This window comes from Sporolactobacillus sp. CQH2019 (assembly GCF_028765345.1).
Taxonomy (GTDB): Bacteria; Bacillota; Bacilli; order Bacillales; family Sporolactobacillaceae; genus Sporolactobacillus.
In genome coordinates this window covers 180,926-199,607 of record NZ_JARAJZ010000007.1, presented here as the reverse complement: position 1 = coordinate 199,607, position 18,682 = coordinate 180,926, and the positions used below count along the sequence as shown (strand labels likewise).

Sequence of the window (18,682 nt, the reverse complement as noted above, 5' to 3'; positions counted from 1 at the left end):
ATTTGCCGGGTCCTTTAAGGACCTCAGTCGCCCCTCAAATTTTGAATGGTGACATCCCGCCGCTCAGTGTGCTATACTGACGGCAGTGAAATACTCAGAAACGATCCGTTTGTAAGACGATTGGAAAATGAAGTCAGCTAACTTTGTCGAGGGAACTGGCCATCCATTTTCTTTGCAGCGTGTGGATACGGACATATCTGAAAATATTTTTGCTTTGGCAGACGCTCTCTTTGCTAGATCAGGGCGTTTTTCTCTTATAAAATCCTGTTCAGCAAAGACACAGGCAATGAATAATCTGGATAATTCGTCTGATGTTGGGATCGTTCGATCGGCAGTTTTTGTTTCGCCTATCTTGATGGCTTCATAGACTGGAATCATTAGCAGCAGCCTTCTTTCGTCTGTGCGATAAGTTGACCCTTTTCCGAACATCGTCAAAATCTATACTTAATCGACCTGTTAAATTCAGCTTGAGAATTTCATATGTCATCCGTTCCAATTTACCAACCTTAAATGATCCGCGGTGATATTCATCGCTTGTCTCTTTCGCTATGAAGCAAAATAACTGATGCTGTCTTCTAATTGATCGTCTGACTAAAGAATGTCGATGCTCATTTTCAAATTGACGTTCAGCTTTTATGCAAAGTTTGAATAATTTTGCTGCCTTTTCAACTTTCACGATTATTCCTCCTTCAATTTTTCCAGTACCAATTTTCTCAACTCAATGAAAAGTTTTGGGGGCTTCGATACAACCTTTAATTTTGCGTTAGCGGCTATATAGCCCATTTCAACAAAAAAGCGATCAACGAATGCATTGTAATATTTAACTTCTTGATTGATTACCCATTTTAAGAATCTAGGATGCGGCTTATCCTCATGGCTCCGGACCTTATTTTCAAGATCGGCAAAACTGATGAATAGCATGGATAACTGAGCAGTTTTTTCAGACACATTTGCAAACTTATCGTTAAATTTCTCATTGGATTCACGTTCCGTAACATCTTGTTCTGCCAGATTCATAGATTTCATCTCCCTTATAGTTCATCAAATTTCATGTCAAGAAACTTTGCCATCTCAGGCCCACGAAACATCCACCGTCCATTGGTAAACTTGGCAATAGGTTTAGGCTCTTTATAAAGGCGGGAATCATTAAGAATGTGATCCTTCAGCCAGTCTCGCTTATGCCCTGTTTCTCGTTCCAGACGTTGTAAGGTCCACCATTTACCGACACCCATGTCATTGATGCGTTCATCAACTCGTTCCAGAACTTTGGTATCGACACGCTCATACAGTATTTCCTGATTGATTTTAAACAGCTCCGCCATTCCGGATTCACATCCTTTACTTAAGCCGTCTTAAATATCTTGGCCGCGGTTTCTGGACCTTGGAAATCTCGCCAGTTTTTGTATTCTGAATAAATTGGCCGGATCCGTCTTCAAACATGGAATAGAGTGTCAGATCATTATCTTCAGCAAATTGTTCAAACCAGTCTTTTTCTCCTCTGGCACGCTGCACATCTGATAAAGCATCCATCTTTACCGCAGAGAATTTAAGCATCGTTCTGTTCATGTAATCCCAAAGGAAAGATGAAAGATTTTTACGACCAATTGGTTTATCCATGTCTAGTGATTTTAAATAGTTCATTGTGTAAAAATAGTCCTTTGATCCGTACTTCTCGCCGTCGTATTCTTTGTCTACCGGAAATACCCTCATAAACTCCCGTGGTGTAAATTGGCCCAGATATTCATCAACCATGAAAATGAAATTCATTAAATTTTCAACATCATCCGGAGTTTGCTGCTTCGGTTTATCCCGATTAATCAGATACTTGACTGATAAGATGGCCATCCTCATTTTTTCCTCTCTTGAGAAATCATCACATCCACGATCAATGGCTTTGTTCATCGTTCTGCCAAGTGCCCTGAGATAAACATTCGGCACTCCATCAACAGGCATTCTTTGTACTGTCATTTCACTGCCTCCCTGCGGTAAGCAACAGTGTAGTTCTTCTTAGATCCCTTAATCTGCATCGGATAACCATGATCCTCAAGCCATTGTCTGACTTTCTCGACCACCGCAGGCGCGTACTTCTCAACCGGACCTTGCCAACCGTTGCGACTCTCCATGAATGTCTCAGACTCGCCTTCCAGAACTTCAATCTGTGCCTTAATCAGTTGACTGACTGCCGTGAAAGCAGGCTTGTCTGATTTACTATACATGCCGAGTTCACGAGCGATTTGAACGGTGTCCTTGAACTTATCCGGTGATTCGATTTGAAAAGGAAGCTCAATCCCGCCGGCCCTGTAAATCGTTCTTACGGTCAATGCCTGTACTTCCGGAGAAAGACCAAGTTTGTCCATAAAAGGAGAAACAATTTTTACAGCGTTATTCAAGCTACCAATTGGTATTTTACTGATTGCTTTTACTCTTTCTCTCTTTGGACTTGATTCTTCAAGATTCAGCAAATAGGTCCGTACTTGCTTGGCAACTTCACTGTCACGTAGGAGCATACCCATTCGGAGAATGGCACGACGAGGAATGATAGTGAGCGACCGAGTTTTCGGGCTTACAATATTTGCCTCTTCCTTCAAGGAAGTCACAAATTTTTTGAAATCATCACCTTTTAAGGACTTTAATCCATCACTTTCAAGCTCATCTCGATTGTCATGAATGAGGCTTGAAATTGCTGTTTCCCCAACTTCGTAATAATCTGCTGCCATTTGCACAGTGACATGAAGATCATCCGGCAGCATTGTTAATCCTTTAACCTTGTCGAGAACTTCCGTATGTCTGATCACCGATTCGCGTAACGATTTACTTTCGATGAATGCGTCACTTTTTGTCATTTGGTTGCCTCCTTTTCTTTTTCAAGATCAATGCCAAGCAGTTTTGCAATCCTTTTCCGCTGTTTTTCTGCCTTTCGGTTCCCTCTTAGAATGTCAGACAGATAAGCGTTGGTAATACCCAAATCGCCGGCCAAGGAACGCATTGACTTGTCCTTTTCAAGCAGTTTGATTCGAACTTTCATTCCAAAGTTCGTCATTTGCACACCTCCAACGAATAGAATAAAACAATAAATAAATCTATTAGCATATTGAACATAATTAGATTATATGCTAACATATAAGCATAAGTAATAAGGGCAGTTCAAAAGTACCTTTATTAAATGCCGCCAAACATTTTGTACTTGTTCACTGCTTATCAAATAGCTTATACAAGAATAATAATCTCATATATTCTATTTGTCAATATATATTAGCATATATGTTAATTATTCTTGTAGAGAAAGGTGTTGAGCATGGGTATCGTTGCAAAGATTAAAATGCTTGCTGATGAAAGAAAAATGACAATCGCTGAATTAGAGCGAAAATTAGATTTTAGCAACGGATCAATAAGAAGATGGGACAAACAGTCTCCTTCTGTCGACCGACTACAAAAAGTTGCTGATTTCTTTAATGTCACAGCTGATTCCCTCTTAGATCGAAGTGGAAATGAACCTTCACCAAAGGCACAGTCTATTGCCAGAAGATATGACAATTTTAGCTCGGATCAGCAAGAATTTTTTGACGCGTTATTCGAAACTGTGGAAAGGAAATTTGACAAAAAATAAATAATGAATATTCCAACTACGCCACGGTATGATTTTGCTACAAACACGGCATATGAATTTTTGATCGACAACAAATTGATCTGGGTACCAAATATCATAAAAATAATGAGAAGTAAAGGATTTATTGTTATTTCTTATACTGAGCTGTGTAATCAGATTGGCTGGGATTCAATAAATTTACGAAGGCTCAGACATTCAGCAAGTGCAATAACAAGAATAACGAATAAAGGAAATTACCAAGTTTGGTATAACGAATTAACAAAAAAAGAATTGCCAAAGAGTATTGGTGAATTAAGATTTGACTTAGCGCATGAGCTCGGGCATATAGAACTCGGACACTTAAGGGATTTTAATTTGTCATCTGTGAACCTTTCGGGAGAAATTGTACTTGAACGGGAGGCGGATTGTTTTGCTAGAAATTTACTAGAACCTGTTCATCTAATTTCAATGCTTAGATTAAAACTAATGGATAAATCAGATAAACATATTGAGTTAGTCCAATCACTGTTTAAAGTAACAGAACCAGCTGCCAAAGTTCGTTGTGTCGGATGGCTGCAGCAGAGCGACTACAGATATACATCAAGAGAAAATAGAAAAAGTATTGTTCAATTATTAACACCCAGAATGCATTGGTTTACATGGTATAAAAAGTGTCGTAATTGTGGTCATGAGACATTGGATCCTAATATCAGATACTGCACTATTTGTGGCGAAAGTGATTTTGATACTTATTCCATTAAAAATTTTATTAGATTGCAGAAGGAAAGAGGTAAAAACAAAATGATTTATCCAGGCCATGATATTGATGAAAACGGAAAAGCGACAGTATGCCCTCGATGCGGAAATGAAGAAATCGTTGACGGTGAATTTTGCAAAATATGCGGTACACATATAGTTAACCGTTGTACAAATATTGAAGGAAACAATTATGATGAACCATGTGGAATAACAGTTGATGGAAATGCAAGGTATTGCCCAAAATGCGGTAGCGAGACAACATTTTTTCAAGATAAGCTTTTAAAACCGTGGAGCGCCATTAGAAAAGAAAATAATACAGAAGAAGACAGTGACAATCAAAATGAAGTGGCAGCTACATCTCAGCCAACATTTGAAGATCCATTTGCAGAGAATGACAAGCCAATTGATATTTCCGATGACGATCTTCCATTCTGATTTTTTAATAGTAAAGCTTAATATAGCGGGGGTGTCATTATGATGTCGGTTATTCTTTGGTTAGTAGGCATTGCGTTTGCACTTTTTGTTATTTTTGCCATTATCGGTGCGATAATCGAGCGCAAAGAGGCGCAGCAAAAGCAGCAGCAGGTCACAACCAAGAAAGTTAATTGTCCGAATAAACCAGCAAAATCTCTGGTACAAAAACTTAGAGATCCAGATTTAAAGCAGTCTGAACCGCTGGACAGCAAAGCACCAATCAATGATGAAAAAGTTGATTTTTCAAAAAAGAGCCATAATCAGCAATTGAAAGAAATACTTGACATGGTAGTTGAAACACCGCCTGTCAAAGAACCTACGGTTGAACCAGACATTAGATTTGTCACTCCTCATATAGAACACAGGCAAGCTAACAGAAGCCGCTACATTAAGGCAAGAAAATTATCTAGCGCATTCACAGTTATCGATTTTGAAACCACTGGCCTAAGTCCAGAAACCAGTGAAATCATACAAATTGGTGCTGTAAAATATGCAGATGGGAAAATCGTCGATACTTTCTCAAGCTACATCAAGCCACAGTTCAGCAAATTATCATCAAGAATCACAAATATAACAGGCATTACAGAAGATATGTTGGTCGATGCACCCATAATTCAGGATGTCTTACCAAAATTCATTGAATACATAAAATGTCAAACACTGGTGGCTCACAACGCTTCTTTCGATATGAAATTCCTATTTTCAGCATGTGATAGATGCCAAATTAACACTGATAGATTCAGAGTAATCGACACACTTTTCCTTTCTCGCCGCTTGATCGGCGGTGTCACAAATTATAAGCTAGAAACGCTTAAAAAAGAGCTTGGCCTCGGTACGTACAAATCACATGATGCATTAGGCGATTGTTACACAACGGGAATATTATATTTGAATTGTTATCAAAAGGCACAATGAATTTTAATAAGGAGGTGATGCAAGTTCTCCCCTGCCCCACAGGATGCCGAAAGGAGGAAATTACATGATTGGAGTTTCTTTGACAACTCGAGAACGCAATGGAAAGTGGCAATATCGCGTTCGGTATATGGACCCGAATACAGGAAATTGGAAAGAAAAATCACAAGGAGGCTATAGTAAGGAACGCGATGCTCGGGCTGAAGGCCGGATGGTAGCCCGTAAGGTTGAAGATGGTGCCTACAAGAATGATCGGATTACCGTTGGTGCTTTCTTAGATTTTTGGTATGAGACCTATAAAGAGGACAAATTAGCGTACAATACATTGATGAATATCAAGCGATCTATCAAAGTGATTAAGCCCGAACTAGGAAACTTGATGCTGGACAAGCTCAACAGCATCACCTATCAGAAATTCATTAATCGACTTTCTAAGCGATATGCCATATCATCTGTCCGCACCTTTCACCGGCGCTATCATGATGCGTTTAAGATTGCAGTGAAGACCGGTTACCTGCAGACGAATCCCGCCGCAGACGTAGTTATTACAAACAGAAAGATAGACAAAGAAAAGAAAAAAATACTGGAATATGACGAGATTCCGAAGTTTATGATTGCTGCAAGATCGGAATATGATCGTCTGACTCAATCCATCTTTGTACTGCAAAAAGTGATCAGTGAACAAAGAAAACAGCTTCTAGAATTGAACGGAGAGCGAAATGCTAAATTAGCAGTGGAAATCAATAAGAATGTCGTACATTTATCCAGGCTCACCGATCTGCAAGAAAAAGCCATGAAATCATTTACCGCCCTGTTTTTTGATCTGAATACAGGCCTTCGCTGTGGTGAATTAATTGCTTTGACTTGGGATGATTACCATGATCAGAGCATTGAGGTAAACAAAACAGCTGTTCATATCACTCACGTTGGTACGGTAATCACAGAGCCTAAGACTAAATCCTCTCATAGAATGGTTGAATTGGACTCCGAGACAAATAAAATACTGCTCGCCTGGAAACACAAGCAGCATGAATTCAATATGGCCAATGGGATCCGGAATACCCGCAATCTCATTTTTACAGGTCAAGATGGTCAATCCTTCCTTTCCCATCTTACCGTACGTTTCTGGATCCGTAAAGCCTGTGAGAAGGCCGGCATTGACCATATCTCTACTCACGCTCTGAGACATACACATACGGTCATGGAAATGGACTCAGGGGCCGACTCAAAATATGTCAGCGAACGTTTAGGCCATTCAAAAGTAGATACGACCATGAATATCTATCATCATGTTTCACATCATGTGGCTGAGGCAAGCGCGGAACGTTACGAAAATTTCATGGGGCAGCTGTGGGGCAGAAGTGAAGATAAAGCTCAAAATCACTGATACAATGGGATATTTTACGCTGCTTATCCATCCCGGAAAGAAACTTAAAATGATTGATAATCCTCTCTGCTTCTTCCCTGGCCAGAATCGCCAGTTCATAAAGATAGCCGTCGATTCTCAGCTCGATCAGCGTATCCTTTTTCCGGGGAATAAAATGGATGTCGGAGGCGTCGGCCCTGTATGCATGCTGCAGCAGTGTCCGGCTTCTTTCTTCGACGTCATTTGTCAGGTCCTGCAAAAATGCACCTTCTTTCTGCCTTATCGGCTATCAATCGGTCTGCGGGAAAAGGCGACCGAATAACTTATTCCATACACGGAAAGCAAATTCCTTCTCGGCCGAGAAAAAAATGTCGGATTCCGGCAAAAAAAAGATGCCCGGACAGGCATCACTGGAAGGATTACGATTTGACAGGCGCCTGATCGTCTGCTTTCTGAAAAACCATTTGCATCAGATCATCCCGATGATAGCCGACAACCAGGCGTTCTCCGTCCGTAAGTATCGGCCTTTTCAGCAGCCTGGGTTCTTCAGAGAGAAGACGAAGCGCCCGGCTCAGGGGAAGATTATCCAGATCAAAATCGAGCTGCTTATACGTTGTGCTTCGGGTAGCGAGAATATCTTCCACTCCTGATTTCGACAACTTAATTAACTCCATCAGCTCGGCAACATTCGGCCGGTTGCGGAAAAGGTGCCGTTCTTCATAACTGACTGCATGATCCCTTAGCCAGCCCTTCGTTTTTCTGCACGATGTACAACTCGGATACGTATAGAAAATCAGCTTTTTCATCAGCTTCCCTCCTCGAAATGATAGAAACAGGCTTGCTTTACGAATTCCCCGATTTTTCTAAAATTAAACACATTTTTCTTCTTTCCTCGTCCTTTTTCTGTGCCCGATGTAAAAGGTTCTCCGATCAGAATGAATTCAGGTTTCCTGACGCAGCCGGACGTATTGACTGCTCCAAAAACCGTTCCTTTATCAGACCGTTTTATCGAATAAAATCCAGCCTGAAAAATCGATCAATTTCTGATCTCGGCAGGCAGTCACACGATATAAATGATAAAATATGATGATCCTTCTTATTCATCCAATCCGGCAAATAGCATTCCGTACCGATTACATGCATAATGATCGTTCCGCTGCCGTTGAAAACGGCACGATGTCTGTTAAAAAAATCTTTCTCAGTTCTGATTATTCACACTTATTTATTTTTTGACCGTTGGTCGATATTCGGTGCTTTGCCGATGATTTCTTGACTGTAACCGTTGATATCGGCCAGCTTACTAACGATAAGGCGTCAGTTATTGATGATAGGAGCAGCTTACCGCTGATTTTCCAACCTATATGAACGATTTCCGTCAGGATTTATCTGAATAGGCGACAGATATCGGCTGTTCAAATGTTAACGTCCGATCACATGGCTCAATAAAACCGGAAGAACGGGCTGCGTTCCGGCCATAGATATGAGTTGAAAGGATACCCATTTTATAAAATTCAATAAAATTTGTAAATCAAACATAACGAAAAGCTCTAAATTTTTTTATGGCAGTAAGTTCATCATGTGCCCAACGTTCAATGAGTGCCGGCCTTTCCATCGAAATTCAAAAATGTACCCTTAAGAACGTTCACTCCGCACTCTCCACATTCAATCGATAGCTAGGTTGGCATATCCCATTTTTCTGATTTTTATTGACGATAATTTTAAAATATTTTTTGTCGGATGGGCTCCATAACATTTTCAATAGATGAATGGAATCCAGATTTAATTTGCGGGCAATTTCGTCAGAATGGAGTGGTTTCTGTTCAGCATTCAAAAGCAAAATGATTTCTCTCAGTTCATTTTGATCATTGCAGGGTGCCAAATCAATCATCTCCTCATAGCGAATATCGCCTGTATTTGCTTAATTTAATGATAACTTTGCATCATTTTAAGGCCCTGAAAAAGGCCTATTTAAGTGATTCAAGTACTTATGATTCAGTCCTTTTTGATTAATCGCTTTAAAAGCTCCGCGAAGCTTTTCATAAAGCCTGTTTTGTTGCCGCCCGCGCGCTGATTTGCTTCTTCCAGTTATAGCTATGCCAGGCCCATCCGCCCGCATTTTAGATTTTCAATATCTTTCCGATAATAACAACAGTGGAGGTGAATATCTTGGACATTGCAGCTTTATCAACTAGCATGAGCCAAGCTTTACTTAGTCAGAATGTCGGAATTGATGTAGCCAAAATGACTTTGGATAATGAGCAACAGAATGCAGCTCAATTAACTAAAATGATACAGGCTTCAGATCCGAATCTAGGTAATTTTATCGACCTAAAAGGATAAATCAGTGAAGAAAATGTATTCTAACAGGATACATTTTCTTTTTTTCCCGGCACCAGAGCGAACATGGTCGCTTTGCGCCGCCGCAGCCAGCCGACAAAACAGGCACTATCATTCATCCATTTGTCCCCTTCATGATCGCCTGTCCGCTCATACAGTGTATTATCACGTGATAAGGAGGTGCTTTTCTTGGGATATGATGGCGGATACAGTGGCGGATACGGAGCCGGCAGCAGCTTTGCTCTAATTGTTGTGCTGTTCATTCTGTTAATTATTGTCGGAGCTTCTTTCGTTTATTAAAAACAAATTGCCGTATCCATTCATGCAAACCTCCTTTTGGTTTGCTTTCCACCTTTTTTCTCTTTCCCCATCTAATTAATTTGCATTTTCACCCGCGCCTGTGCCATCCTGAGGATCGCCGGAATCTCTTTTGCTTTTCTATATAATCCCGTCGCGGTAAGGGCCAAGAAACAATATCTTAATCGATTCTCTTCGCGCAGTCCCCCGCTGAAACATCGCATATTTCATAATCCGGTCCAGTGCTATTCGTTCATAGCTTCCACAAATCAACACTGGCGCATCATAATCATTAATCACGCAATCACAATATCGAAGAGCAGGCTTCTTATCACGCTTCCGCGCCTTGAGATCGTGCTTCGGCGGCGGTTCATGCAGCCGCATCGGGCACTGCCCCTGCATGACGGAGTTGTCCGCCCCGTTCCGGCCGTGATAAAATAAATCAGTCAACATTCATTTTTGCTTATTGAAAAGTCACGGCCGACACTGGGGCTTTTCTATTTGTTTTCCGCACTTTTTTGCAGAATGCGTCACTTTGACCCTTGGCGCCCTTTTATCGGGGGTGAAAAAATACTTGGTTCATCTTCTCTTCACCGCGATTCCCAAAAGTCTTAAATGATCCAGTTGCCATCATCCGATTATGTTCCGCTTTATCTGCAAGCTCTTGGATTCGCTTATACGGCTGCACGAGAAAACAAATCGCAGACGTCCCGGAGCCGCCGAGCGCAGGCAAAAGGATGACTTGTCCAGTTTGGATTTATAAAAGTTAAAAATGTCAATCACGCCATAGACCAAAACTTTATTATCGAATTAAAAAAAGAAAGTGAATATCCCTCAACTCATGTATCCAGTCAGGCCGCGGCGTAAAAACGCTGTTGATTCTTCTGAAAAACGATCGTTTGGCCCGAACGGTGATTTATTCCGCTGAGAAAGGGAATATCCGGCATGGACAGGTGTTACCTGGCGGAAACAGCCGATCTTTTTCTTCGCCCTGCCGCGTACCGCTGTAAATCGTGGTGAAAATCGACAGTAACAGCCAAAAAATCAATGTTAAATGGACCGAAATCAATAAGTGTGAATAATGGGAACATCAAGATTGTACCTGATTGATTTAATTAATCGTGGCAAGCAGTTTATCAGCCGTTATTTTCGGCCTAAACTCTTGGCGGGGCGATACTCTGCTGGAACAGGGCGAATCGAGACCATTTCAGGGCGATCATTCACTGCTGTAGGGCGATTCATTCTTTTTTCAGGGCGATTCACTCTTGACGGGGCGATACTCCGCTGGAACAGGGCGAATCGAGACCATTTCAGGGCGATCGTTCGCTACTGTAGGGCGATTCATTCTTTTTTCGGGGCGATACTCCGCCAAAATAGGGCGAATCGAGACCATTCCGGGGCGATCATTCACTGCTGTAGGGCGATTCACTCTTTTTTCAGGGCGATTCACTCTTGGCGGGGCGATACTCTGCTGGAACAGGGCGAATCGGGACCATTTCAGGGCGATCGTTCACTGCTGTAGGGCGATTCACTCTTTTTTCAGGGCGATACTTACCGGCGGACCGGCCGTATGGATTGGATTCCAGTCCTTTATCGACCGTTGCAGGCAGTTTAGCTGTTTATCGGCCATTTGCCAGATCTGGAAGTTTACCGGCCATTTTCGGGCTCCTTCCGGCCAGATCTGGAAGTTTATCGGCCGTTGCAAAAATTCATGGATCATGGAAGCGTTCTCCGTCTTTCAAGAAATGGTTTCAGGAAGAGTCGATCATCAATTGACAGAAGGACAACGAGCTAAAGGAATGCTCGTAAAAAAGAATACAGTTCAGAGGACTAAAGTCGGATTGTGGGAAGGGAAAAAATAATTTTGAATAACCCGGCTCAAGAGATCTCTTCCCGCCTATCCGTTACCCTTGAAGAAGTTGAAGACATAACGAATAGATATTTCGAAGAGGATGAAGCCGACAAGTTTAATCCCGTGGATATTCATCCTATTTTTTTGTTTCCGGACAGGATTTAGACTGGGAGAAATAATTGTGCTTAAGCGAAAGGATTATGACCAGGCGAACCGAATTATTAACATATCAAGAATACATGCAAGTCTGTCTCGGGAGTTTGAGTGAAGCCTGTTTTTGATTTCGACACAATAATCAGAAAAAGATCTTGTTAAAGCGGGGGAACAGAAGTGACGCAAGTGTTTCGCAAGGTAGACGGGTGGCTCGTCCTGATCGTTTGTCTGTCTCTGGTGCTTGACCTCTGGGGCGTCTGGACCATACAAATCGCCAACCCTTATTATACGGCGGCTATTACCAGTATGACCCGGAACTTTCATAATTTTTTCTTTGCCTCTTTTGATCCGGCCGGCTTTGTTACGGTGGACAAGCCGCCCCTGGCGTTCTGGATTCAAACGGTATCTGCTCTTGTCTTCGGCATTCACGGGTGGAGCGTCGTTCTCCCGCAGGCATTGGCCGAGGCGGGATCCGTGCTTCTCATCTATTTTTTGATTAAACCTTCCTTCGGCCGGTTCAATGCACGTATCGCAGCGCTTCTCCTCGCCACAACCCCTGTGGCCGTCGCCGTTGCCCGGACGAACAATGTCGATTCCATTCTGATTCTCGTCCTCCTGATCGGGACGCTCTTTTTGTTCAAATCTGTTAAAACCAATAAAAACGGCTGGCTTTATGCCTCTTTTGCCATGCTCGGGCTCGGTTTCAATGTGAAAATGCTTCAGGCCTATATTGTCCTTCCGGCTTTTATTCTGTTTTATCTGGTCGCATCCAACGAAAACATGCGAAAAAGGCTGAGCAAGCTGACTGTCGCACTTGTGATTATGGTGCTGATCTCCTTTTCCTGGGCTTTTACTGTTGATCATATATCGAAATATGCCCGTCCCTACGTCGGCAGCAGCATGACGAATTCCGTAGCCGAGCTGGCTTTAGGATACAATGGATCCGAACGCTTTTTAGGCCAGTCGACCGGTCTCGGATCCGCAAAGCCGGCAGCAGCATCAACGCCGGTCAGCCGAATTTTAAGTTTTCCGCGGCTGTTGCGTGTCGGCTACGGAACACAGATCAGCTGGTTTCTTCCCTTTGTTTTTTTCGGTATGCCGGCACTTTATCTGACTCTTAAAGAAAAAGATCATAAAACATGGTTCAAAAGCAAAAAAGGACGGGAAACCGTATTTTGGGCGGCTTCATTCATTCCTGCTTTTATATTTTTTAATCTCGCGGGATTTTTCCACCGTTATTATTTCATTATGCTCGCGCCGTCCATTTCCGCTTTAAGCGGCATCGGATGGAAAACGATGAAGCAGCTTTATGAAGAAAAAAGGAATCGCTCGGCCTGGTTCTTTCCACTGTCCATTCTGACAACCGCGCTCCTGCAGAGCCTGTTCGTCGGGTACTATTTTAAACTGCCGGGAATGCTCATGGCGGCGGCAGGAATCATGATATCGTACGCTCTGTATAAGCGNCCTGTTCGTCGGGTACTATTTTAAACTGCCGGGAATGCTCATGGCGGCGGCAGGAATCATGATATCGTACGCTCTGTATAAGCGGAAAAAACGCGGCCGGATCCACAGGCCCGGCCGCTTCCAGATAGCGGCTCTTATCGGGTTTCTTGTCTTCTTTCCGCTTTGCTGGGCTGTGACGCCTATTCTATTCGGCGGCAACAACGCCCTTCCCGAAGCCGGGCCTCAGCTTTCGCTTAAAAAAACGGCAAGCGGCTTATCCAATAACCATATCGACCCCGGATTAATCCGTTACCTGAACAAACATGAGTCCGGAACGACTTACCTGTTTGGAACAACGGATGCGCCGACAGCCGCCCCATACATTATAAAAACGGGAAAGGCCGTCATGGCAATCGGCGGTTACAACGGAACCGACCCGATATTAAGCCCGGGCAGGCTGACCCAGCTCGTCAAAAAAGGACAGATTCATTATTTTTATCTTCCGGCAAACAACAGAGCGCAGCAGACTCCGATCATTAAATGGATCGAGAAGAACGGCCGGCTGATTCCGACCTCAATGTGGGAAGATTCAGCAGTCACCGTGAAAAAGAGCCGCGGCCGGGGACTCGGTTCCAGTACGACAGGCCTGCTCTATCAGCTGGCTCCGGAAAACGCGCCGGACGGCGGAGCGGCGAAGCAGGCGGCTCGTTAAAACCGGTGCCGGCATTTTTCAGGGCCTGAAAAAAAGACCGAAGTGTCTGTTCTTCGGTCTTTTTTCATAAAATACGCCATCTTTTTTCTGAAATAGCAGGCCCGGATTAATAACCGAGTTTTCGGTTAACGACATTGACAAGCGGCTTCCCGTCCTGGTAATTTCTGAGATTCCGGCTGATCAAAGCAGCAAGTTTTTCCAGCCTTTCCGGAGAAAGGCCGAGAGAGTGGGACGTAATCACGATGTTCGGCAGATCCCATAATTCACTCGTTTTCGGCAGAGGTTCTTCATAAGTGACGTCAAGGCCCGCGCCCCCGAGCCTCCCGTTTCTGAGCGCAAGAGCCAGGGCCCGTTCATCGACTGTCTGTCCCCTGCCTACATTAATAAAAAAGGCACCCGGCTTCATGCAGGAAAGCCGTTCGGAATCAAACAGCCCTTCCGTTTCATCCGTCTGCGGGAGCACATTAACAACAAAATCACTCTTGCCCAGCACCTGATTCATCTCATCCATTTCATAAAGCGCGTCGACAAAATCCGGTTTGTCATGAACGTGCCGCCTGACTCCGATGACATGCGCTCCGAATGCTTTCAGACGAACAGCAGCTTCCGAACCGATGTCGCCAAGTCCGATGATTCCCACCGTCGCCCCCTCGATCAGAACAGGGCGTTCGTACGGCTGCCAGATATGTTTCGCCGTCTGGCCTATATGTACAGGCAGTCCTCTGGCAAAGGCAAGAATTAATGCAAGAATATGTTCGGCACCCGATACACCATAGACACCGCTGGCATTCGTTATCACCACATGATCCGCCAGCAGCGGATGATCCGAATAATGATTCGCTCCCGCGCTCGGCAGCTGCAGCCAATGCAGATTGGGCATAACCCGGAGCATTTTGTCGCTCGGCCAGCCGATGAAAACATCGGGGTCGGCCAGCCGGCCTAACTCACCGTCGCCGTTTACTTCAACGAAATGAAAAACATCTGTGAATTCTTCTTTTATTTTCTCCCTTAAAGAATCCGGCAGATTAAATTTCTCATCGATTCCGAATACGACCTCTTTTTTGGCCATTGTTTGTTCTCCCTTCGCCTCGTTTTCCCGCTTGATTTCTTTTAAAACTCCTGTTCCTCGCGGCATTTCTTTGGTTTCCCGCTTCATTATAGAATATTTCACCGTTTCTAATCTATTAAAACGGACTCTTAAAAAGGAATTCGTGCCGCGGAGCGCTAAAAAGTTAAAAAAAAGGCGCCTGGCGGCGTCATAAACGTTTTTTCAAATCAACCCATCTAATAATAAGTTTCGGCAGATCTCTGAAAATACCGCTGTTAGATGAAGAAGCGGCGGAGGACAATCAATCTTCAAGCGTTGACAGGTCTCCTGTCGGCAAATTAAGTTCCCAGGCTTTCAGTACGCGGCGCATGATCTTCCCGCTGCGCGTTTTCGGCAGCTTATCCTTGAAGGCAATCTGCCTCGGCGCAGCATGGGCGGCCAGGCCGTTTTTTACAAAATGATAGATATCTTCTTTCAATTTTTCATTCGCTTCGAATCCTTCTCTCAAGGAGATAAAGGCCTTAATGATTTCGCCGCGGATCGGATCGGGGATACCAATCACTCCGGCCTCGGAAACTGCCGGATGTTCGACCAGCTTGCTTTCAACTTCAAAAGGACCGATCCGCTCCCCGCTCGTCATAATTACATCATCCACTCTTCCCTGGAACCAGAAGTAGCCGTCTTCATCCATATAGGCAGAGTCTCCGGATACATACCATCCGTTTGCCGTGAAATAGGAATCATATTTTTCCGGATTATTCCAGATCGCCCGCATCATGGACGGCCACCCTTTTTTGATCGCCAGATTGCCCATTGTATTCGGAGGAAGCTCCCGGCCGTTATCGTCGATGATGGCGGCAATAACCCCCGGAATCGGTTTTCCCATCGATCCGGCCTTGATATCGAGCGACGGATAATTGCAGATCAGCTGAGCCCCCGTTTCCGTCATCCACCACGTGTCATGAATCCGCTTTTTGTAGACTTCCCAACCCCATTTTACAACCTCCGGATTGAGCGGTTCCCCGACACTCAGAATATGGCGCAGACTCGACAGATCATGTTTTTCCGCCAAATCTTTTCCGGCGCTCATCAGCATGCGGAAGGCTGTCGGCGCACTGTACCAGACCGTCACTTTGTACTTCTCAATGGTTTGATACCAGTCCTCCGGGCTGAAGCGGCCGCCGCGGATGACATTGGTCGCTCCGTTCAGCCACGGCGCGAATACACCGTAGGATGTCCCGGTCACCCAGCCGGGATCGGCCGTGCACCAGTAAATATCGTCCTCCTTGAGATCGAGCACCCACCGGCCGGTCTGCGCATGCTGAACCATCGCCTGATGGACATGCAGGACGCCTTTCGGTTTTCCCGTCGATCCGGAAGTATAGTGCAGAATCAGACCGTCTTCCTTATCCATCCATTCAATGGAAAAAGGCTCATTTACACGGGCCATGGCCTTGTTAAAATCAATAAAGTAGCCGTCTTCCTTGATTGAGTCGCCGAACAGGACAATGTGTTTAAGATGGGGAAGGGCTTTGTAGGGAACCCGGCTCAGAAGTTCCGGTGTCGTGCAGAGCACCTTCGCCTCACTGTCCTCAAGACGGTCTTTAACCGCCGCCTCCATGAATGCTTCGAACAGCGGACCGACAATCGCACCGGCTTTAATTGTTCCTAAAAACAGTTCATAGAGTTCCGGCGACCTCGGCATAAAAATAAAAACACGATCCCCTTTGTTGACTTCCGCTTCCTGTTTTAGAACAGCGGCGGCCTGATCGCTCAGAAGCTTCATTTCCGAAAAAGTAAAAGATTCATCCCTGTCCTGATCTGAATAATAAAGCGCAATTTTATCACCCTTGCCGTCCTCAACGTGCCGATCAATAGCTTCATAGGCAGCATTGATTTTTCCGGTCTTATACCAGCTGAAAAAAGTCTCCGCCTGGCGCCAGTCAAAAGTCTCCCGCAGCTTTTCAACATCATCAAGGACATGTGTTCCGTGGTCGGCCGGTAAGACAAAATGATCTAACATCTAGTTACCTCCAGTCGATATAATTGTCACAGAATTGTCACATTAAGCGCTTTCATCATTATACGATGGAATGTTCTTTTTATCAAAAAGAACGACTCAACGCGTCCGCCCAATTCGGGCACAGTCTTTCAAAAACCTGTTTAAAATTGACATAATTTATGAATCCGTATACAATTAATTCACTTAAATTAACAACCTAATCTTACTTGGTATTACATAGTCAGCTAGTTTGCATAGATAAGGAGAGAGGTTTGACGATGCCACTACAGTTCGTACAAAGAATTGCCCCGCAGGAATATGTCTCGGAAATAAATGCCTATGATCGGTTGGCTGACGGATTGAGGGCCCGTTTTATCAAACGCGTCCTTTTTCTGCACGGCACAAAGGCGCTGCAGAAAGCACGCCGCTATTTGCCCGATCTGTCAGAAGCGGGCATTGCAACGGTCGATGTACCGTTCGGGGGAGAATGTTCAAAAAACGAAATCAGCCGGGTAATCGGCATCATGAAAGAAGAACGGGTCGACGGGATCATCGGACTGGGCGGCGGAAAGGTCCTGGACACTGCTAAGGCTGCAGGCTATAAGGCCGGCTCGTTTCCCGTGATTCTCCTGCCGACCATGGCCAGCAATTGTGCGGCATGGTCTCCTCTGAGCGTCCTGTACACGGACAGCGGCGCCTCAATCGGCCATGAAATTTACCCCCATTCGTCAAGTCTCGTACTTGTCGAACCAAGAGTGATTCTCGATTCGCCGCTTGATTACTTTATCGCCGGCGTTGCCGATACCCTCGCAAAATGGTATGAATCGGATTTTCTGCTGACACACACAGCTAAAAATCGGCTGGCTCTGAGACTTTCCCGGGAAGCTGCCCGGCTGTGCCGCGATATCCCTTTGAAATTTGCCGAACAAGCGATCGATGACATGAAGAACGGCCGGCTGTCCGATGAATGGATCAACGTCATGGAAACAAACATAATGGCAGGCGGGCTGGTCGGAGGTTTCGGCGATGAATACGGCCGTGCAACGGCAGCTCACTCGATTCACGATGCCATCACGGCACGCCCGGAAACGCATCAGTTCCTGCACGGAATCAAGGTTGCTTACGGGATCATGGTTCAGCTGGTCATCGAAAATAAATGGGATGAAATGGAACGCCTTCTTCCCTTTTACAAATCTTTCAACCTTCCGATTTCACTAGCAGATCTCAATCTGGATTCGCTTTCACAAAGCGAGCTGCGGGTGATTGCAGACGAGACAGTCAGGCCAAAGGCCCTGATCCATCTTCATCCGCTGAACATCACTGCTCAGAATGTGCTGGATGCGATACTTCAACTTGAAGACTGGGCGGGAAAAAATCATTACAAAATCAGAGATTTATCCAATTAAGGAGCGCTTACAAAGAATTATGATCCGGGCGAATGTGAAATGCCCGGACCACAGTAAGCGGCTGTATTCTATGAAATGAAGGGGCATCGCGCCGTCGGAGATCGATCGGTGAGATGCCCCTGTGATTATCAAGATCCGGGGTCCCTCTGCACTGTCCTCCAGCCTCTCTTCAGATTTATCGAATCGTTCTGCCGTAAAAACATGAATAACACCGGGTGTGGAAGTCCTGTATGACTTTACGTGCTTGGCGGCTGGCTTCTAAAATAGAATGCACCGGAAAGCGAATGCTTTCCGATGCATTTTTACCAGACGGATCCCGCTATTGAGCGGCTCTT

The 18,682-nt window shown here is 44.5% G+C and carries 21 protein-coding genes; 9 read left to right on the top strand and 12 right to left on the bottom strand.

The window, feature by feature from the left end:
- Positions 1–63: 63 nt before the first annotated feature.
- The 7 genes from OYT88_RS11795 to OYT88_RS11765 are packed head-to-tail and all read right to left on the bottom strand — an operon-like array spanning position 64 to position 3,040.
- A complete protein-coding gene (locus OYT88_RS11795) occupies positions 64–378 on the bottom strand; it encodes a hypothetical protein (RefSeq protein ID WP_274400251.1) in 315 nt (104 codons plus the stop codon).
- Complete coding sequence (locus OYT88_RS11790) at positions 362–676, bottom strand: hypothetical protein (protein ID WP_274400249.1); 315 nt, start codon at positions 674–676, stop codon at positions 362–364. Before OYT88_RS11790 ends, OYT88_RS11795 begins: the two co-directional genes overlap by 17 nt.
- Positions 677–678: 2 nt before the next feature.
- Positions 679–1,017 carry a hypothetical protein gene (locus OYT88_RS11785; RefSeq protein WP_274400248.1) on the bottom strand — a complete coding sequence of 113 codons (339 nt, stop codon included), beginning with the start codon at positions 1,015–1,017 and terminating at the stop codon, positions 679–681.
- 14 nt (positions 1,018–1,031) lie between these two features.
- The gene (locus OYT88_RS11780; protein WP_274400247.1) at positions 1,032–1,322 is read right to left on the bottom strand and encodes a DUF771 domain-containing protein; all 291 of its coding nucleotides are present in this window, start codon (positions 1,320–1,322) and stop codon (positions 1,032–1,034) included.
- Between the two features lie 16 nt (positions 1,323–1,338).
- Positions 1,339–1,968 (bottom strand): hypothetical protein, encoded by a 630-nt coding sequence (locus tag OYT88_RS11775; RefSeq protein WP_274400246.1) that lies wholly within the window; start codon positions 1,966–1,968, stop codon positions 1,339–1,341.
- Positions 1,965–2,843: a hypothetical protein gene (locus tag OYT88_RS11770; protein ID WP_274400245.1), complete on the bottom strand. Its 879-nt coding sequence runs from the start codon at positions 2,841–2,843 to the stop codon at positions 1,965–1,967. Before OYT88_RS11770 ends, OYT88_RS11775 begins: the two co-directional genes overlap by 4 nt.
- Positions 2,840–3,040 (bottom strand): helix-turn-helix domain-containing protein, encoded by a 201-nt coding sequence (locus tag OYT88_RS11765; RefSeq protein ID WP_443217511.1) that lies wholly within the window; start codon positions 3,038–3,040, stop codon positions 2,840–2,842. Before OYT88_RS11765 ends, OYT88_RS11770 begins: the two co-directional genes overlap by 4 nt.
- A gap of 255 nt (positions 3,041–3,295) precedes the next feature.
- On the opposite strand from OYT88_RS11765, the gene OYT88_RS20940 reads away from it, so the two are divergent.
- From OYT88_RS20940 to OYT88_RS11745, 4 genes are all read left to right on the top strand, one after another.
- Positions 3,296–3,607: a helix-turn-helix domain-containing protein gene (locus OYT88_RS20940; RefSeq protein ID WP_274400241.1), complete on the top strand. Its 312-nt coding sequence runs from the start codon at positions 3,296–3,298 to the stop codon at positions 3,605–3,607.
- Positions 3,608–3,610: 3 nt separating this feature from the next.
- A complete protein-coding gene (locus tag OYT88_RS11755; protein ID WP_274400239.1) occupies positions 3,611–4,780 on the top strand; it encodes an ImmA/IrrE family metallo-endopeptidase in 1,170 nt (389 codons plus the stop codon).
- A gap of 39 nt (positions 4,781–4,819) precedes the next feature.
- Positions 4,820–5,734 (top strand): 3'-5' exonuclease, encoded by a 915-nt coding sequence (locus OYT88_RS11750; RefSeq protein WP_274400238.1) that lies wholly within the window; start codon positions 4,820–4,822, stop codon positions 5,732–5,734.
- Positions 5,735–5,798: 64 nt separating this feature from the next.
- A complete protein-coding gene (locus tag OYT88_RS11745) occupies positions 5,799–7,118 on the top strand; it encodes a tyrosine-type recombinase/integrase (protein ID WP_274400236.1) in 1,320 nt (439 codons plus the stop codon).
- Here OYT88_RS11745 and OYT88_RS11740 read toward each other — a convergent pair.
- The 3 genes from OYT88_RS11740 to OYT88_RS11730 form a co-directional block, all read right to left on the bottom strand.
- On the bottom strand, positions 7,069–7,356 hold the full coding sequence (locus tag OYT88_RS11740; RefSeq protein WP_274400234.1) for an ATPase, T2SS/T4P/T4SS family: 288 nt from the start codon (positions 7,354–7,356) through the stop codon (positions 7,069–7,071). The two genes, OYT88_RS11745 and OYT88_RS11740, sit on opposite strands and share 50 nt — an antisense overlap.
- A 160-nt stretch (positions 7,357–7,516) precedes the next feature.
- On the bottom strand, positions 7,517–7,903 hold the full coding sequence (locus OYT88_RS11735) for a Spx/MgsR family RNA polymerase-binding regulatory protein (protein ID WP_274400232.1): 387 nt from the start codon (positions 7,901–7,903) through the stop codon (positions 7,517–7,519).
- 836 nt (positions 7,904–8,739) lie between these two features.
- Entirely contained in the window at positions 8,740–8,976 is a 237-nt protein-coding gene (locus OYT88_RS11730) for a hypothetical protein (protein ID WP_274400231.1), read from the bottom strand.
- Positions 8,977–9,263: 287 nt separating this feature from the next.
- Between OYT88_RS11730 and OYT88_RS11725 the strand changes: the two genes are divergently transcribed.
- From OYT88_RS11725 to OYT88_RS11710, 4 genes are all read left to right on the top strand, one after another.
- Positions 9,264–9,437, top strand: coding sequence for a YjfB family protein (locus OYT88_RS11725; RefSeq protein WP_274400229.1), 174 nt, complete (start codon positions 9,264–9,266; stop codon positions 9,435–9,437).
- Positions 9,438–9,614: 177 nt separating this feature from the next.
- Positions 9,615–9,734 (top strand): YjcZ family sporulation protein, encoded by a 120-nt coding sequence (locus OYT88_RS11720; protein ID WP_443029666.1) that lies wholly within the window; start codon positions 9,615–9,617, stop codon positions 9,732–9,734.
- 2,308 nt (positions 9,735–12,042) lie between these two features.
- Complete coding sequence (locus tag OYT88_RS11715) at positions 12,043–13,224, top strand: glycosyltransferase family 39 protein (protein WP_443217513.1); 1,182 nt, start codon at positions 12,043–12,045, stop codon at positions 13,222–13,224.
- A 34-nt stretch (positions 13,225–13,258) separates the two neighbouring features.
- Complete coding sequence (locus OYT88_RS11710) at positions 13,259–13,891, top strand: mannosyltransferase YkcB-related protein (RefSeq protein WP_274400225.1); 633 nt, start codon at positions 13,259–13,261, stop codon at positions 13,889–13,891.
- 106 nt (positions 13,892–13,997) lie between these two features.
- Here OYT88_RS11710 and OYT88_RS11705 read toward each other — a convergent pair whose 3' ends face one another.
- Positions 13,998–14,960, bottom strand: coding sequence for a D-2-hydroxyacid dehydrogenase (locus tag OYT88_RS11705; protein ID WP_274400224.1), 963 nt, complete (start codon positions 14,958–14,960; stop codon positions 13,998–14,000).
- A 280-nt stretch (positions 14,961–15,240) separates the two neighbouring features.
- Positions 15,241–16,962: an acetate--CoA ligase gene (gene acsA, locus OYT88_RS11700; RefSeq protein ID WP_274400223.1), complete on the bottom strand. Its 1,722-nt coding sequence runs from the start codon at positions 16,960–16,962 to the stop codon at positions 15,241–15,243.
- A gap of 257 nt (positions 16,963–17,219) precedes the next feature.
- On the opposite strand from acsA, the gene OYT88_RS11695 reads away from it, so the two are divergent.
- On the top strand, positions 17,220–18,347 hold the full coding sequence (locus tag OYT88_RS11695) for an iron-containing alcohol dehydrogenase family protein (RefSeq protein ID WP_274400222.1): 1,128 nt from the start codon (positions 17,220–17,222) through the stop codon (positions 18,345–18,347).
- Positions 18,348–18,682 lie beyond the last annotated feature (335 nt).

Bases quoted from the DNA above. Each gene is read 5' to 3' on its own strand.
- OYT88_RS11795 (WP_274400251.1), bottom strand. From the start codon at position 378: ATGATTCCAGTCTATGAAGCCATCAAGATAGGCGAAACAAAAACTGCC.
- OYT88_RS11785 (WP_274400248.1), bottom strand. From the start codon at position 1,017: ATGAATCTGGCAGAACAAGATGTTACGGAACGTGAATCCAATGAGAAA.
- OYT88_RS11780 (WP_274400247.1), bottom strand. From the start codon at position 1,322: ATGGCGGAGCTGTTTAAAATCAATCAGGAAATACTGTATGAGCGTGTC.
- OYT88_RS11775 (WP_274400246.1), bottom strand. From the start codon at position 1,968: ATGACAGTACAAAGAATGCCTGTTGATGGAGTGCCGAATGTTTATCTC.
- OYT88_RS11770 (WP_274400245.1), bottom strand. From the start codon at position 2,843: ATGACAAAAAGTGACGCATTCATCGAAAGTAAATCGTTACGCGAATCG.
- OYT88_RS11765 (WP_443217511.1), bottom strand. From the start codon at position 3,040: ATGACGAACTTTGGAATGAAAGTTCGAATCAAACTGCTTGAAAAGGAC.
- OYT88_RS20940 (WP_274400241.1), top strand. From the start codon at position 3,296: ATGGGTATCGTTGCAAAGATTAAAATGCTTGCTGATGAAAGAAAAATG.
- OYT88_RS11755 (WP_274400239.1), top strand. From the start codon at position 3,611: ATGAATATTCCAACTACGCCACGGTATGATTTTGCTACAAACACGGCA.
- OYT88_RS11750 (WP_274400238.1), top strand. From the start codon at position 4,820: ATGATGTCGGTTATTCTTTGGTTAGTAGGCATTGCGTTTGCACTTTTT.
- OYT88_RS11745 (WP_274400236.1), top strand. From the start codon at position 5,799: ATGATTGGAGTTTCTTTGACAACTCGAGAACGCAATGGAAAGTGGCAA.
- OYT88_RS11735 (WP_274400232.1), bottom strand. From the start codon at position 7,903: ATGAAAAAGCTGATTTTCTATACGTATCCGAGTTGTACATCGTGCAGA.
- OYT88_RS11710 (WP_274400225.1), top strand. From the start codon at position 13,259: ATGATATCGTACGCTCTGTATAAGCGGAAAAAACGCGGCCGGATCCAC.
- OYT88_RS11705 (WP_274400224.1), bottom strand. From the start codon at position 14,960: ATGGCCAAAAAAGAGGTCGTATTCGGAATCGATGAGAAATTTAATCTG.
- acsA (WP_274400223.1), bottom strand. From the start codon at position 16,962: ATGTTAGATCATTTTGTCTTACCGGCCGACCACGGAACACATGTCCTT.
- OYT88_RS11695 (WP_274400222.1), top strand. From the start codon at position 17,220: ATGCCACTACAGTTCGTACAAAGAATTGCCCCGCAGGAATATGTCTCG.